Raw genomic sequence first — 13,633 nt, 5'->3', positions numbered from 1 at the left:
GAGTGTAAAAAATGAAAATTTCACTGAAAACAAAAATAATGATTAGATTTATTATACTAATAATTGCACCTATGTTTATTCTTGGAGTTATTTCTTATAATATGGCCGCAAAAGCCCTTGAATCTTCAATGAAAAAGCAAGTGGATATAGAATCTTCTGAAAATGCAAAATTAATAAACAGACAAATTAATTTGGCAAAAAGTGTAGCTAAAAATGTGAGCTTAAATAAAGAGATTTCTCTTTTAGAGAAGAGCTCTGATGAATCATATAAAGATTCAGTTTTTGAATACATAGGTGATGTTAAAAATCAGAATAGTGCAATTATTGAAGATATTATTATTACAGATAGTAATGGAAAAGTAATACTTAATAGTAGTAGTAAAAATCCAGATATAGATTTAAGTGATAGAGATTATATAAAAGAAACTTTATCTGATAAGAAAGAATCTATAAGTGGAGTATTAGTTTCAAGATCAACAAATAATTCTTCAATATGTATTTCTTACCCATTAAGCAATAATGGAAGTGTTATAGGAACTATTGTAGCTGATATAAAATTCTCAAGTTTAGCAGACTATATTTCAGATGTTAAAATTGGAGAAAAGGGATACATATGCATATTAGATGATAAAGGAAATATTGTTTATCATCCAGATCAGGATTTAGGTTCAGATAAAAAGATAAGTGATTTAGGAGATTCTAACCTTGAATCTATGTATGATTTAGCAGAAAATCAAAATGAAGCTCAAGGTTTATATATGTATGAGAAGAATAAAAAATATTGTTCATTCCATGTAGCAGATAATTTGTGTATTTGCGTAACTGCTGATTATAATGAATGCATGAAAGCAGCAACAGAAATAAGAAATAATACTATAGGGATTTCATTAGTTGCAATTATTATAGCTTTAATATGGGCATATTTTTATTCTGTAAAAGGAATAATAAATCCACTTAAAAAACTTAAAAAAGCTATGGTATTAGCAGGACAGGGAGATCTTACAGTAAAGACAGAGACTAAAAATGAAGATGAAATTGGTGAACTTGAAAGAGAATTTAACGATATGCTTTGCAATATAGAAGATATTGTAAGAAATGTTGAAGGTGCATCAAAACAGCTTACTAAGGCTTCAGAAGATTTATCGTCATCATCACAGGAAATAAGTGCAACAACAGAAGAGATAGATGCTGCGATTACAAATGTTGCTAATGATTCAGAAACTCAAAACAAGTCAGTTGTTAATGTATCTGAAATTCTTGTGCAGTTATCAAGTCTTGTACAACTTGCTAAAAATAGAGCAGAATCAGCAAATAAAAATGTACTTGAATCTAAAGACGTAGCTTCTCTTGGAAGAGAAAAAGTTCAAGAGACAGTTAGCGCAATAGATGGAATAAAAAATGAAAGCAAAGAAACATCTAAAGCTCTTTTTGCAGTTTCTGATTTATCAAAAGAAGCAAATGGAATAGTTACAACAATAAATGATATTGCAGATCAGACAAGCCTTCTCGCACTTAATGCATCTATTGAGGCTGCAAGAGCAGGAGAACATGGAAAAGGATTCAGTGTTGTAGCAGAAGAAATAAGAAAATTATCAGAAGAATCTAATGATAAAGCAAAGGCAATTTCAGATTTAATAAATAGAATGACAAATGAAACTAAAAATGCTGTATCATGTATGGAAAGAGCTAATAAAAAAGTAGAAAATGGTGTGAATATTGTTTCAGAAACTGATAAAGCATTCTTAAATATATTAAAAGCAATAGAAAATATTATAGAACATATATCTGGAATACTTGATATCACAAATGATGAGGTTGCATCTTCAGATAAGATTGTAAAGACAATAAATGAAGTAGCAACAATAAGTGAAAACAATAGCGCAAACTGTGAAAATGTTGCTACAGCAATAAATCAAGAGGTTGAAGCTGTTGAGAATCTTACATCTACAGCAGAAGAAACAAGTGCTATGTCTGAAGAACTTTTAAAACTTGTTGAGAAATTTAAATATGAGGTGAAATAAATGATTAGTGAAAAGGAAATATATATACCTGATAATTTTATAGTTGATGAAGTAGAGAAATTTAGACAAAATATAAATAAATATATAGATGATGGAACTATAAATTTTATTTTCAATTTTGAAAGATGTAGTTTTATTGATAGTACAGGACTTGGAACTATTGTTTCAGTTTATAAAAAATGTGTTGAAAAAAATGGTGATATTGTACTTAAATCAATGAAGCCAGATGTTTTAAAATTATTCAAAATGACAAGACTTAATAAAGTTTTTAAAATAATCTAATTAAGGCTAATAAGAGAGGACAAGAATTAGATATGACAGATAAAACTGATAGCAAAGAAGATATGAAACATTTAGATGCTTTAGATTATGTAAAAGATATAATAAATGTGCTTAATCTAGATAAGACAGTTTATTTTCTTAATAAATCAGGATATTCTTTTTATGGTATAAAAAGTGATAAAATTATAAAAAAGAAATGTTATCAAATGTTAAATAGAAATGAGACATGCAAAGGGTGTCTTTTTGAAAAAAGTTTAAAGATAGGAAAAGCTATTTCAGGTGATATTTATATTCCAGAACTTAATAAATTTATTAATATCTCGTATAATCCTATACGAGATATTAATGGAAAGATTATAAAGATGCTTGTAAGGAGTACTGATATTACAGAAAAAGAAGTTTATGATAAAAAAATAGAAAATAGAAATAGCAAGTACTTTAATATGATGAATAACTTTCCAATTGCAATAATTATATTAGAAGATAATAGGGTTGTAGAAATGAATGAGCATGCATCTAAGCTCATAGGTATAAAGCCAGAAGAAATGATAGGGAAGAGTTTATATTCATTTTTAAATGAGAAAGATCAAAAGAGAATGCATAAAAAAATAATGAATTTAAAGATGGATAAGAAAGTAAATTATTATGACTGCTACAACTTTAATTTAAAAAATGGGAAGAAATTGAATGCTAGTATTTCAAGCAGCTATTTTGAGCATAATGGACATTCTAAGATGATTGTACTTTTTAAAGATATTACAGATGAGAAAAAAGAACTTGATAGGGCATATACATATCAGACAAATAGTCTTCAATTAGATTATCCGATAGATAAAGTAAACATTGAAAAAATATATAAACCATCAGGAATTGTAAGTGGAGATTTTTATAGAATCAAAAAAGTTAATGATAATTATCTAATAGGAATGATTACAGATGTAAAGGGAAAAGGAGTATCGGCAGCACTTAATATATCAGCTTTTGATATTTTATATATGCAGGAACTTAAAAATACAAATAAACCTGATCCTATGAAAATAGTACAAAATTTAAATAAGAGATTAATAAATTATTATGAAGAAAATTATATTGCAGTATGTTCATTTTCTATAGATTTTGAAAAGAAAGAGTTTACTATAGTAGGTGCTGGAATGAATAGTTTTATCTATCAGAAAAATAAAGATAAAGCAAAAACTATAAGTATTCCAGGATCTTTTTTAGGAATGTTTGATAATAGTGAATTTTCTCAAATTACAATAAAGTTTGAAAAGGGAGATAAATTTTATTTATTTACTGATGGAATGGATTTTATATTAGATGATATTATAAAAAAGTACCTTGGGAAAGTTTTAATGAAGGATTTTATAAAGTATTTAAATGATTATATAGAAGATATTATAATAGAAGAGGGATCTTTAAAAGATGACTGTACTTTTATCGGTATGCAGATACTTTAAACATAGAAAATATTGAAATAGAAACATAAAAGAGTGTATACTATAAGATGGATAAAAGATAAAGGAGGAAAAATATTAAGGTTTTTAATAAATTTTAATATAAAGTGTATGATAAAAATACTTACAAGAATTTTTATAAAAAATAGTGAAGATGTAAATGATCCTAAAGTTAGAACGTTATATGGAATTGTATGCGGAGTTCTTGGAATAACTCTTAATATATTTTTATTCATAGTAAAGTTTATTGCAGGTTCTGTAAGTGGTTCTATAGCAATTACTGCTGATGCAGTAAATAACCTTTCAGATGCAGGCTCTTCAATAGTCACTCTTATAGGATTTAAGATGGCAGATAAAAAGCCAGATACAGAGCATCCGTTTGGTCATGGAAGGATAGAATATATTTCAGGGTTTATAGTTTCTATGGCTATTATTTTAATGGGATTTGAACTTTTTAAATCTTCATTTTCAAAGCTTTTTGATAAAGAGCCTTTAGATGGAAGTCCTATTATAATAGCAATACTTATAATATCAATAATAGCAAAATTATATATGTCTTATTATAATAAAGTTATCTCTAAAAAGATTAATTCTTCAGCAATGAGTGCTACATCTCTTGATAGTTTTACAGATTCTATAGCAACATTTGTAGTTTTAATCTCTATAATTGTTTATAAAATTACAGGTTATAATTTTGATTCGATATCTGGAATTTTAGTATCTGCATTTATATTATATTCAGGATATAGTGCTGCAAAAGATACAATAAATCCACTTCTTGGAAATATTCCAAACAAAGAACTTTTAGATAGTATAAGAAAGATAGTGTTAGCACATAAAGAAATATGTGGAATGCATGATCTTATAGTTCATGATTATGGCCCTGGAAGACGTATAATATCACTTCATGCTGAAATTCCTGGAAGTTCTGATATTTATGAGATACATGATTGCATAGATAGAATAGAGGTTGAATTAAGTAAAAAACTTAACTGCGAAGCTGTTATTCATATGGATCCTCTTGATATTAATAATAAAGAGGTAATGAATATGAAGATGAAAGTTAATGATTTAGTTAAGGAATATAATAATGAGCTTTCAATACATGATTTTAGAATGGTTAATGGTAATACTCATACGAATTTGATTTTTGATGTTGTTGTTCCATTTGATATTAATAAATCAGATGAAGAAATAAAAAGCATAATATCAAAGAGTATAAAAGAAAAATGGCCAAACTATAATGCAGTTATAAAAGTTGATAAACCATTTGTTTAAAAGAAAAGCAGATAAGAATCTTAAAAAATATTGCTTGTCTGCTTTTTTAAAAAAGTACATGATAAGATAAAGGAGTGACTATTTTGATATTTGAGAAAAATTATAGAATAGGGATAGAATATATAGGCAGAAATAATTATGCTACTAATAAAGCACTTCTTAGCATAATGGAAGATATTGCATGTCTTCATTCTCAGACTGTTCATTATGGAGTTTTAGATATAGAAAGTAAAAAGAAAGTATGGATACTGCTTGACTGGAAGATTAAAGTTAATAAAAGACCTATGTATAATGATATAGTAATTGCAAAGACATGGCCAAGAAAAATTAAAAGTCTATGTGCGTATCGTGATTTTGAAATTATAGATAAAGGCTGTAATAGCATAGCACTTGGAACATCAAGATGGATATTAATGGATACTGAAAAAAGAAGACCTATTAAAATAACAGATGATATTAAAAAATTATATGAAGTAGAACCTCAAAAGCAGGCATTTTCTGAAGAAATTAAAGATGTCAGAGTTAATGAATTTTTATTTGAAAAGGAATTTAAAATTCAGAGAAGAGATATTGATTTAAATAATCATATGCATAATTTAAGCTATCTTGATATGGCATATGAAATTCTTCCTGAAAACATATATAAAAATTCAATATTTAATAATGTAAGAATTTTATATAAAAAAGAAATAGTATATGGAAGCAAAATTATGTGCTTTTATTCAAAAGTAGATGGTAAACATATTATTACAGTAAAAAGCAATGATAAAAAAAGTGCTGTTATTGAATTATATTAGCTATTTAAAATAATTTCTTTTTAATGTAAAATAATATGATAAACTTAATTTAAGGGGTGATAAACAAATGTTAATATTTAAACTATATAATATAGCAATGTTAATTCTTTCAGCAGCAAATGTACTCGTATTTTTTAAAGTACTTCCGTATAGCTTATGGAATTTATTGTTTTTATTTGGGGCTATTTTATCTTTGGCAGATAATTTATATATGCGAAAGCATAAAGATAAAATAACAAAAAAAGATGCAAAAATAAATGCAGCTGTACTTGCAGTATGGGTTATATGCACAGGGATAGTTATATTCATTTAAGTAGATTTTATGTTATAAAATTGAAAAATAAATAAAGAAATTTTTATACATTTTGATTTAGGCTTTAAGTATTTTTTAAAACTATACGAATATAATATATCAAAATATTTTTTTATAGTGGAGTGAATTTAATGTTTTTTAAGAAAAAGAAGAAAATGACAGTTTTGTTTGACTCTAAAGAGTACAAGCCTGTATTAAAATGTAGTGTATGTACAGGAGAAAAAACAGCAGGATTCATGGAAATTAAAACTGGTAAATTTATTGATATATGTTTAATTAAGAATGATAAAGATTTACAAAAATTTAAGAGCGATTATAAAGTAGATAATGTAGAGAAGATATATTAGTTATTAAACTTAATTCATAAAAACTGAATACTAAAAATTTTTCAGATTAAATAGTCTGCACATTCTTCAATAATGATGATTAAAATATTAAATGAAGGATATGCAGGCTATTTTTTGCCTATTATTTATGTAAGAATGCAGGATTTATTTTATGGTAAAAATAAATTTTAATTTAAAAGAATAGTATTTATAGTGTATAATATATATAGCTGGTAAATTTTAGGAGGACAAATTTTATGAATTCAACTAACAAGAGGGTATTATTGACTGGTGGGGCAGGCTTTATAGGTTCTAATATAGCAGAAGGGTATTTACGTGATGGATATGAAGTTATAATAGTAGATAATTTATCATCAGGATCTTTAAATAACATTAAGCATTTATTAGATAATGAAAATTTAACTTTTTGTAATGTAGATATTAGAGATTTTGGAAGATTAGACGAGGTATTTGAGCGGTATAGGCCAGATATAATAAATCATCATGCAGCACAAAAATCTGTAATATATTCGGTAGAAAATCCAAGATATGATTTAAGTATAAATATAATTGGTTTTTTAAATCTACTTGATTTAGCACATAAATATGATGTAAAAAGAATTATAACTGTTTCTTCGGGTGGCGCACTTTCTAAGGAAATTATTGGAGATGAAAAATCTAAAGAAACAGACATGCCTCAGTTAATATCTCCATATTCTATAGATAAATTTTTAGCAGAAAAATATATTAATATTTATGCTGAAAAATATGATTTTCAGTATAATGTACTACGTTATGCAAATGTATATGGGCCAAGACAAATAGCAGACGGGGAATGTGGAGTAATCCCTATATTTTTAGATAATATTTATAATAACAAGCAGTCTATATTAATGACGTATGATGATATGCCTAGAGGATGTACTAGAGATTATGTGTATGTAGATGATATTGTTAATTCAAATTTACTTGCAACAGAAAAATTTACTAATGAGGTTATTAATATTGGTTCTGGAGAAGAAGTATCTATTCTTGATATATACGATGAAATAGTGAATGTATTTGATGTTGAACCTAATATTATAGTTAAAGGGCCAAGAAAAGGCGATGTAAAGCGTTCAGTATTAGATTCATCTAAAGCAAAAGAATTATTAGGATGGGAAATTAATATAAAATTAGAAGAAGGACTTACAAAATTACGTGAATATATAGAAGCAGATAAATAAATTAAGTAAATATAATTTTATTTAAAAGAGTTAATGAAAAGAAATTTTATTAATTTCATTAGCTTTTTTTATTTGATATAATAGTGCTTATAGGAGGTGATATATTTGAAATTTATAAAAATAATTAGTTCATTTATTATAATAGGTTTTGCTATTATTATTTTAGTAGGATTTAATGTAGAGAGTTTTGGTAAAAATGCTAAAGCTGAAAAAGCCGATTGTATTATAGTTCTTGGTTGTAGTGTATATGGAGATACACCTAGTCCATTTTTAAGTTGGCGAATAGAAGAAGGAGAAAGGCTTATAAAAGAAGGATATGCAGATTACATAATAGCTTCTGGTGGAAAAGGATCTGGAGAAAATATTTCAGAAGGAGAAGCTATAAAAAGAGAACTATCAGAAAATGGAATTGATGAAGAGAAAATTATAGTAGAAGATGAATCAGAATCCACAATGGAAAATTTAATTAATTCAAAGAAGATTATGGATGAGAAAGGATTTAAAACAGCTATAATAGTATCAAATAAGTTTCATTTAAAAAGGGCATCTTTAATGGCTGAAAAAATAAATCTTAATGCTTCTTATTCAGGTGTATATGTTACTCCATATAAAAATCATGAAAGAATAGGTTTCCTAAGAGAAATTCCTGCAGTAATTAGATTCTACATATTAGGATACTAACATATAGAATCTAACTTATTTTAGTTTTTGTTTTAAAATTTAATGTCCTTTATGTTTTACTTTCCTTTTTAGCTGCTTTAATTTGAATTTTCTGTCCTCTGTTTCAATTTTTCGCTTTTTGTTATTTTTCTTGTGAATTAATTTACTTTCTTCAAACTGTTTTTTTAAAGCTATTTGAGCTTTAGTTCCTATACCATCACTTTTAATTTCTTTTTTTATTTTTCTTAAAACTCTTTTAGGATTTTCTCGCTTTATAACTGATTTTTGATTTGAATTAGTAATTAAACTACTGAACTTTAATTTTTTAAATCTTTTTAATATAAAGCTATAGATCTCTTCGTCTTTAGGTTCTGCTCCAAAAGTAACTTTACATACTTTATAGCCGGCATTTTCATATACTTCAAAGACACCTATCCAAAAAGGTTCTTTAAAAAGGACTGTTAATTTAATTGATGTTAACATAAACATCTCCTCCTGTTAAGTAAAAATCTCAGAGAATGGACAACCCCAGGAGGGCAGGTTACTGCTATATTAAATTTATATAGGTTCTGACTACCAACAGAAACTGTGTTTTTATCTCTGTTTACCATTTTATCAAAGCAGTTTATAAAATACAATATTATGCTAAATAAAAGAAGCTAGTTATTTTAAAACCAGCTTCTTTTATAGTAAGAATTATTATATTGTCTTTAATGTCCAATTTTCACAGTTCCATGTTTCAGTTACTATATCTTTATAGAATTCAGGTTCATGTGAAACTAGAAGGATACTTCCTTTATATTCTTTTAATGCTCTTTTTAATTCATCTTTTGCATCAACATCAAGATGGTTTGTAGGTTCGTCAAGAACGAGTATATTAGTTTCTCTGTTTAAAATTTTGCAAAGTCTTACCTTTGCAGCCTCACCACCTGATAAAACTCTTATCTGTGATTCTATCTGCTTTGAAGTAAGTCCACATTTTGCAAGTGCTGCACGTACTTCATATTGAGTAAATCCTGGGAACTCACTCCATACTTCTTCAATACATGTATTTTTATTAGATTCTCTTTCTTCCTGTTCAAAGTATCCTATTTCTTGATAATCACCTCTTATAACTTCTCCGTCAAGAGGTTTTATTATTCCAAGAAGGCTTTTTAAAAGAGTAGATTTACCAAGACCATTTGCTCCAACTAATGCAATTTTCTGATTTCTTTCCATTAGAATATTAAGCTTTTTAGTAAGAGGAGAATCATATCCAATTACAAGATCTTTAGTTTCAAATATTGTTTTTCCAGAAGTTCTTGCAATTTTAAAATTAAATTCTGGTTTTGGCTTTTCTTTATTAAGTTCTATTATATCCATTTTATCAAGCTTTTTTTGTCTTGATTTTGCCATATTAGCTGTTGCTACATTTGCTTTCTTTCTTTGAACAAAATCTTTTAACTTTGCAATTTCTTTCTGCTGTTTTTCGTAAGCCTGCTCTAATTTTTCTTTATTTAAATTGTAAAGTCTTAAAAATTCGTTGTAATCTCCAACATATCTTGTTAAAATTCTATTTTCAACATGGTAAATAAGATTAACTACTGAATTTAAAAATGGAATGTCATGTGAAATTAGAATAAATGCATTTTCATAATTTATAAGATAATTTTTAAGCCAGTTAATATGTTCTTCATCTAGATAATTTGTAGGCTCATCTAAAAGAAGAATATCAGGGTTTTCAAGAAGAAGTTTTCCAAGAAGAATTTTAGTTCTTTGTCCACCAGATAATTCATCTACATCCTTATCAAGTCCTAAATCTAAAAGCCCAAGACCTTTAGCAACTTCTTCAACTTTACTGTCAATTATGTAAAATCCATTATGATCAAGCATATCTTGAATTACAGCAGTTTTCTCAAGCATTTTATTCATTTCATTTTCATCTACATCGCCCATTTTTTCATAGAGAGAATTCATTTCAGATTCAAGATCAAATAAATATTTAAAAGCAGTTTTAAGAGAATCTCCTATTGTAGTTCCTTTCTTTAAAACGGCATGCTGATCCATATAGCCTACTCTTACATTATTAGACCATATTACGTCTCCTTCATCAGGCATAAGATTTCCTGTTATTATATTCATAAATGTTGATTTACCTTCACCATTTGCACCAATTAAACCTACATGTTCTCCTTTTAATAATCTAAAGGATACATCTTCAAGAATTGCTCTGTCACCAAAGCCGTGATTAACGTGTTTTAATGTAAGTATACTCATATATTCCTCCAAAAAGTGTGATATTATTATTTTACTTATAGTATTTAAAGTTGTCAAAATTTTTTTATCACTCATATTATTTGAAAATATACACAAACTTATTATGTATATAATAATAAGGAGGTATTTTTAAATGAAAGATTCAAAAATGAATTTAAAGGGTGACATGAGAGAAATTAGTAATATAATAAAAGAAGATGCAGAAATTGCAGGAGACAATATCAAAGAAAAAGCACATCAGGTAAAACATACATTTAGTAATATAAAAGATGATGTCAAAGATGCTTTTGATAAAGATCATATGTAATTGAAATTATAATGAAAATCAAATATAATGTGTACATATTTAAGTATATGTACACATTATAAAAAGAAAAGGCAATAAGAAATGAGAATTAATAAATTATTTAGCAATTATGGAATATGTTCACGTAAAGAAACTAATAAGCTTATAGAAGAGGGTAGAGTAACTGTAGATGGAGAAAAATGCTCTTTAGGGCAGTGGGTTACAGAGAAATCTGTAATTGAGCTTGATAAAAAAAGAATAAAGAAAAAGGAAGGTATATATCTTGCTTTTAATAAGCCAAAAGGAATTATATGTACATCTGATCATGATGTAAAAAATAATATAATAGATTACATAAATTATAATCAGTATATTTTTTCTGTAGGAAGACTTGATAAAGATTCAGAAGGTCTTATTTTAATGACAAACGATGGAGATTTTTCAGATAGAATAATAAATGGTTTATCACATTTTGAAAAAGAATATGTTGTGAGAGTTGATAAAAAAATTGATGATGACTTTATAGAGAATATAAAAAATGGAGTTGTTTTGTCAAAAAGAGGAAAAACTAAGATAAATCGTTTAACAGATAAGATGGGTTTTGTTGAGATAGTAGACAAAGGCAGTAAGATAAAAATAGAAGATACTTTTGAAAATTTGAAAAAGATTATATCTAAAGATGAGATTGTAAAGACAGATCAATGCAAAGCTTCAAAAATTTCAGATTATGAATTTAGAATAATTCTAAAGCAAGGACTAAATCGACAGATACGCAGAATGTGTAAAAAATTCTCATATAATGTGACGTTTTTAAAAAGAATAAGAATAGATAAGATACACTTAGATGGGCTTGAAACAGGAAAACTTAGAAAATTAAATAAAAATGAATTTAGAGGGGATTAAATTGAAAGATGAAACAAAATTCATATTTGCAGAAAAAGGAACAGATTATTTTAAAGATGGGCTATATATGGCATTTATGGAGTTTTTCGAAAAATATAACCATCCACGTGAGATGATGGATGATATATATGAAGAAAATGCACACCATATTGTTGCTGTTTTTAATGAAAAGGTTATAGGACATGCACGATTTACTAAGGTTAATAAAAAATGGGCAAAAATTTCACAAGTTGTTGTAGATGAAAATTATAGAGGTATGAAGATAGGATTCAAACTTATAAATAAGCTTGTATCAGAAGCAAGAGAATTAAATCTTTCATATGTAGAACTTGATGCTAGAACTTCTGCTGTTAATTTTTATATGAAAAATGGTTTTATTACAATAGGGGAAGAGTTTATTTCCGAAAAGACAGGTTATCCGCTTATAAAAATGATAAAAAAATGGAAGTAAACTTAAGGGAGGTATTATTTGATAAATTATAAAAAATTCTATAAAGAAGAAAATAGGGAAACTATTTTATTTATACATGCATTTGGAGGTAATTCAAACGTATTTAAAAAGCAGATTGATGATTTTTCAAAAAAGTATAATATTATTTTAATAGATTTAAGGAGTCATGGTTTATCTAAAGATGTAAAACTAACTGATCTTAAATCGCCTACTATAGAAAAAATAGCAGAAGAGATAATAGAACTTTTAGACTTGTTAAAAATAGATAAGGTTCATCTTCTAGGACTTTCTATTGGAACTATGATAATTGCAGTTCTTACAACTATGATAAAGAAAAGGATATTGTCAGTTATTGCTCTTGGAAATACGACTTCATTTAATAATACTGCAAGAATTCTTCTAAAAACAGGTTATATCTTTAAAAATTTTATTAGTTTTAAGTTTTTATATATTTGTTTTGTAAATATTTTGATACCAAAATCTAATCATAAATTATCACGAAAGATGTTTATACGTGAGGCTACTAAGATGGATAGAAAAGAATTTATTGCATGGTATAAAATAATTATTGATTTTGAAAAATTCCATCCAGTATCATCATTTCATAATAATATACCTAAATTATTTGTAATGGGTGATAGCGATCATATGTTTTTAAAACCAACTATAAAATTTGCTAAGGAAGATGAAAATTCAGAGATTCATGTTATAAAAAATGGAGGACATATTATAAACATAGACTGCCCGGATGAAGTAAATAAAATATCATTAAACTTTTTAAAGAATTTAAAATAAAAGGACAAGTATATTTTAAATCATATAAAACAGATTGATAAATTAATTATATTAATAAAAAAGCTACAGAAAATATATATTTCCTGTAGCTTTTTAGCTTGTACAAAATATTTTTTATCTTGCCATTGTACTTAGTATAGTAAAGCATAAAATTATTTGAAATGCAGTGCAAGCAATAAAACATTCTTTTGTGTATTTAGGATTACCATTTATAAAATTAGTAAAATAAAAGTGTGAGAAAATAATACCTACTATTAATGCTATAAGTCCTCCAAATAAAAGAAAACCACCAATTATACTTATTGCACTTAAAATATAAACCCATTTTGGTATTTGAGGAAGAGGGCTATAATTTTTTTGGCTATCAATATATTTTCCATTAAGTGATATATCAGTCTTTTTTCCAACTTTAACAAAATGAAGAACGCTATTATCTAAATAAAATTTGTAATCTATTTTACTTACAAAAGAATATTCAGATTTTAAATTATATTCTTTCCCATCTATTATAAGAATGTTTTTAAAAAATGATTTAAATTCAATCTTATGTATATTACCTTTGATATTGATTTCCCATTTTTTCAT

At 26.4% G+C, this 13,633-nt stretch carries 16 protein-coding genes; 13 read left to right on the top strand and 3 right to left on the bottom strand.

Annotation, left to right across the window (positions count from 1 at the left end; translation table 11 throughout):
- The first annotated feature begins 11 nt into the window (after positions 1-11).
- The 9 genes from MTX53_RS07150 to MTX53_RS07110 all read left to right on the top strand — a co-directional run bounded on the left by MTX53_RS07150 (position 12) and on the right by MTX53_RS07110 (position 8,378).
- Entirely contained in the window at positions 12-2,021 is a 2,010-nt protein-coding gene (locus MTX53_RS07150) for a methyl-accepting chemotaxis protein (protein WP_244833035.1), read from the top strand.
- A complete protein-coding gene (locus tag MTX53_RS07145; RefSeq protein ID WP_244833034.1) occupies positions 2,022-2,303 on the top strand; it encodes an STAS domain-containing protein in 282 nt (93 codons plus the stop codon).
- A 32-nt stretch (positions 2,304-2,335) separates the two neighbouring features.
- On the top strand, positions 2,336-3,760 hold the full coding sequence (locus tag MTX53_RS07140) for a SpoIIE family protein phosphatase (RefSeq protein ID WP_244833033.1): 1,425 nt from the start codon (positions 2,336-2,338) through the stop codon (positions 3,758-3,760).
- Between the two features lie 33 nt (positions 3,761-3,793).
- A complete protein-coding gene (locus tag MTX53_RS07135) occupies positions 3,794-5,035 on the top strand; it encodes a cation diffusion facilitator family transporter (protein WP_348521774.1) in 1,242 nt (413 codons plus the stop codon).
- Positions 5,036-5,118: 83 nt separating this feature from the next.
- Positions 5,119-5,832: an acyl-ACP thioesterase domain-containing protein gene (locus MTX53_RS07130; protein WP_244833032.1), complete on the top strand. Its 714-nt coding sequence runs from the start codon at positions 5,119-5,121 to the stop codon at positions 5,830-5,832.
- 67 nt (positions 5,833-5,899) lie between these two features.
- Positions 5,900-6,145: a hypothetical protein gene (locus tag MTX53_RS07125; protein WP_244833031.1), complete on the top strand. Its 246-nt coding sequence runs from the start codon at positions 5,900-5,902 to the stop codon at positions 6,143-6,145.
- A gap of 131 nt (positions 6,146-6,276) precedes the next feature.
- Positions 6,277-6,492 carry an aspartate dehydrogenase gene (locus MTX53_RS07120; protein WP_244833030.1) on the top strand — a complete coding sequence of 72 codons (216 nt, stop codon included), beginning with the start codon at positions 6,277-6,279 and terminating at the stop codon, positions 6,490-6,492.
- Between the two features lie 236 nt (positions 6,493-6,728).
- Complete coding sequence (locus MTX53_RS07115) at positions 6,729-7,697, top strand: SDR family NAD(P)-dependent oxidoreductase (RefSeq protein ID WP_244833029.1); 969 nt, start codon at positions 6,729-6,731, stop codon at positions 7,695-7,697.
- 96 nt (positions 7,698-7,793) lie between these two features.
- Positions 7,794-8,378: a YdcF family protein gene (locus tag MTX53_RS07110; protein ID WP_348521773.1), complete on the top strand. Its 585-nt coding sequence runs from the start codon at positions 7,794-7,796 to the stop codon at positions 8,376-8,378.
- Between the two features lie 39 nt (positions 8,379-8,417).
- On the opposite strand, the gene MTX53_RS07105 is transcribed toward MTX53_RS07110, so the two are convergent.
- Together MTX53_RS07105 and MTX53_RS07100 are read right to left on the bottom strand one after the other, a co-directional pair.
- On the bottom strand, positions 8,418-8,840 hold the full coding sequence (locus MTX53_RS07105; RefSeq protein WP_244833027.1) for a YjdF family protein: 423 nt from the start codon (positions 8,838-8,840) through the stop codon (positions 8,418-8,420).
- 216 nt (positions 8,841-9,056) lie between these two features.
- Entirely contained in the window at positions 9,057-10,613 is a 1,557-nt protein-coding gene (locus tag MTX53_RS07100) for an ABC-F family ATP-binding cassette domain-containing protein (protein WP_244833026.1), read from the bottom strand.
- A gap of 133 nt (positions 10,614-10,746) precedes the next feature.
- On the opposite strand from MTX53_RS07100, the gene MTX53_RS07095 reads away from it, so the two are divergent.
- From MTX53_RS07095 to MTX53_RS07080, 4 genes are all read left to right on the top strand, one after another.
- Entirely contained in the window at positions 10,747-10,920 is a 174-nt protein-coding gene (locus MTX53_RS07095; protein ID WP_244833025.1) for a hypothetical protein, read from the top strand.
- 81 nt (positions 10,921-11,001) lie between these two features.
- Positions 11,002-11,802, top strand: coding sequence for a pseudouridine synthase (locus MTX53_RS07090; RefSeq protein ID WP_244833024.1), 801 nt, complete (start codon positions 11,002-11,004; stop codon positions 11,800-11,802).
- Between the two features lies 1 nt (position 11,803).
- A complete protein-coding gene (locus tag MTX53_RS07085) occupies positions 11,804-12,253 on the top strand; it encodes a GNAT family N-acetyltransferase (protein WP_244833023.1) in 450 nt (149 codons plus the stop codon).
- 18 nt (positions 12,254-12,271) lie between these two features.
- Positions 12,272-13,048: an alpha/beta hydrolase gene (locus tag MTX53_RS07080; protein WP_244833022.1), complete on the top strand. Its 777-nt coding sequence runs from the start codon at positions 12,272-12,274 to the stop codon at positions 13,046-13,048.
- A 114-nt stretch (positions 13,049-13,162) separates the two neighbouring features.
- On the opposite strand, the gene MTX53_RS07075 is transcribed toward MTX53_RS07080, so the two are convergent.
- Positions 13,163-13,633 carry a hypothetical protein gene (locus tag MTX53_RS07075; RefSeq protein WP_244833021.1) on the bottom strand — a complete coding sequence of 157 codons (471 nt, stop codon included), beginning with the start codon at positions 13,631-13,633 and terminating at the stop codon, positions 13,163-13,165.

Source organism: Clostridium sp. BJN0001, from assembly GCF_022869825.1.
GTDB lineage: Bacteria > Bacillota > Clostridia > Clostridiales > Clostridiaceae > Clostridium.
This window is presented reverse-complemented; position numbering and strand designations above follow the sequence as displayed.

What these genes read in the sequence shown, in the direction of transcription:
- MTX53_RS07150 (WP_244833035.1), top strand. Translation starts at nt 12, where the DNA reads ATGAAAATTTCACTGAAAACAAAAATAATGATTAGATTTATTATACTA.
- MTX53_RS07145 (WP_244833034.1), top strand. Translation starts at nt 2,022, where the DNA reads ATGATTAGTGAAAAGGAAATATATATACCTGATAATTTTATAGTTGAT.
- MTX53_RS07140 (WP_244833033.1), top strand. Translation starts at nt 2,336, where the DNA reads ATGACAGATAAAACTGATAGCAAAGAAGATATGAAACATTTAGATGCT.
- MTX53_RS07125 (WP_244833031.1), top strand. Translation starts at nt 5,900, where the DNA reads ATGTTAATATTTAAACTATATAATATAGCAATGTTAATTCTTTCAGCA.
- MTX53_RS07120 (WP_244833030.1), top strand. Translation starts at nt 6,277, where the DNA reads ATGTTTTTTAAGAAAAAGAAGAAAATGACAGTTTTGTTTGACTCTAAA.
- MTX53_RS07115 (WP_244833029.1), top strand. Translation starts at nt 6,729, where the DNA reads ATGAATTCAACTAACAAGAGGGTATTATTGACTGGTGGGGCAGGCTTT.
- MTX53_RS07105 (WP_244833027.1), bottom strand. Translation starts at nt 8,840, where the DNA reads ATGTTAACATCAATTAAATTAACAGTCCTTTTTAAAGAACCTTTTTGG.
- MTX53_RS07100 (WP_244833026.1), bottom strand. Translation starts at nt 10,613, where the DNA reads ATGAGTATACTTACATTAAAACACGTTAATCACGGCTTTGGTGACAGA.
- MTX53_RS07095 (WP_244833025.1), top strand. Translation starts at nt 10,747, where the DNA reads ATGAAAGATTCAAAAATGAATTTAAAGGGTGACATGAGAGAAATTAGT.
- MTX53_RS07090 (WP_244833024.1), top strand. Translation starts at nt 11,002, where the DNA reads ATGAGAATTAATAAATTATTTAGCAATTATGGAATATGTTCACGTAAA.
- MTX53_RS07075 (WP_244833021.1), bottom strand. Translation starts at nt 13,633, where the DNA reads ATGAAAAAATGGGAAATCAATATCAAAGGTAATATACATAAGATTGAA.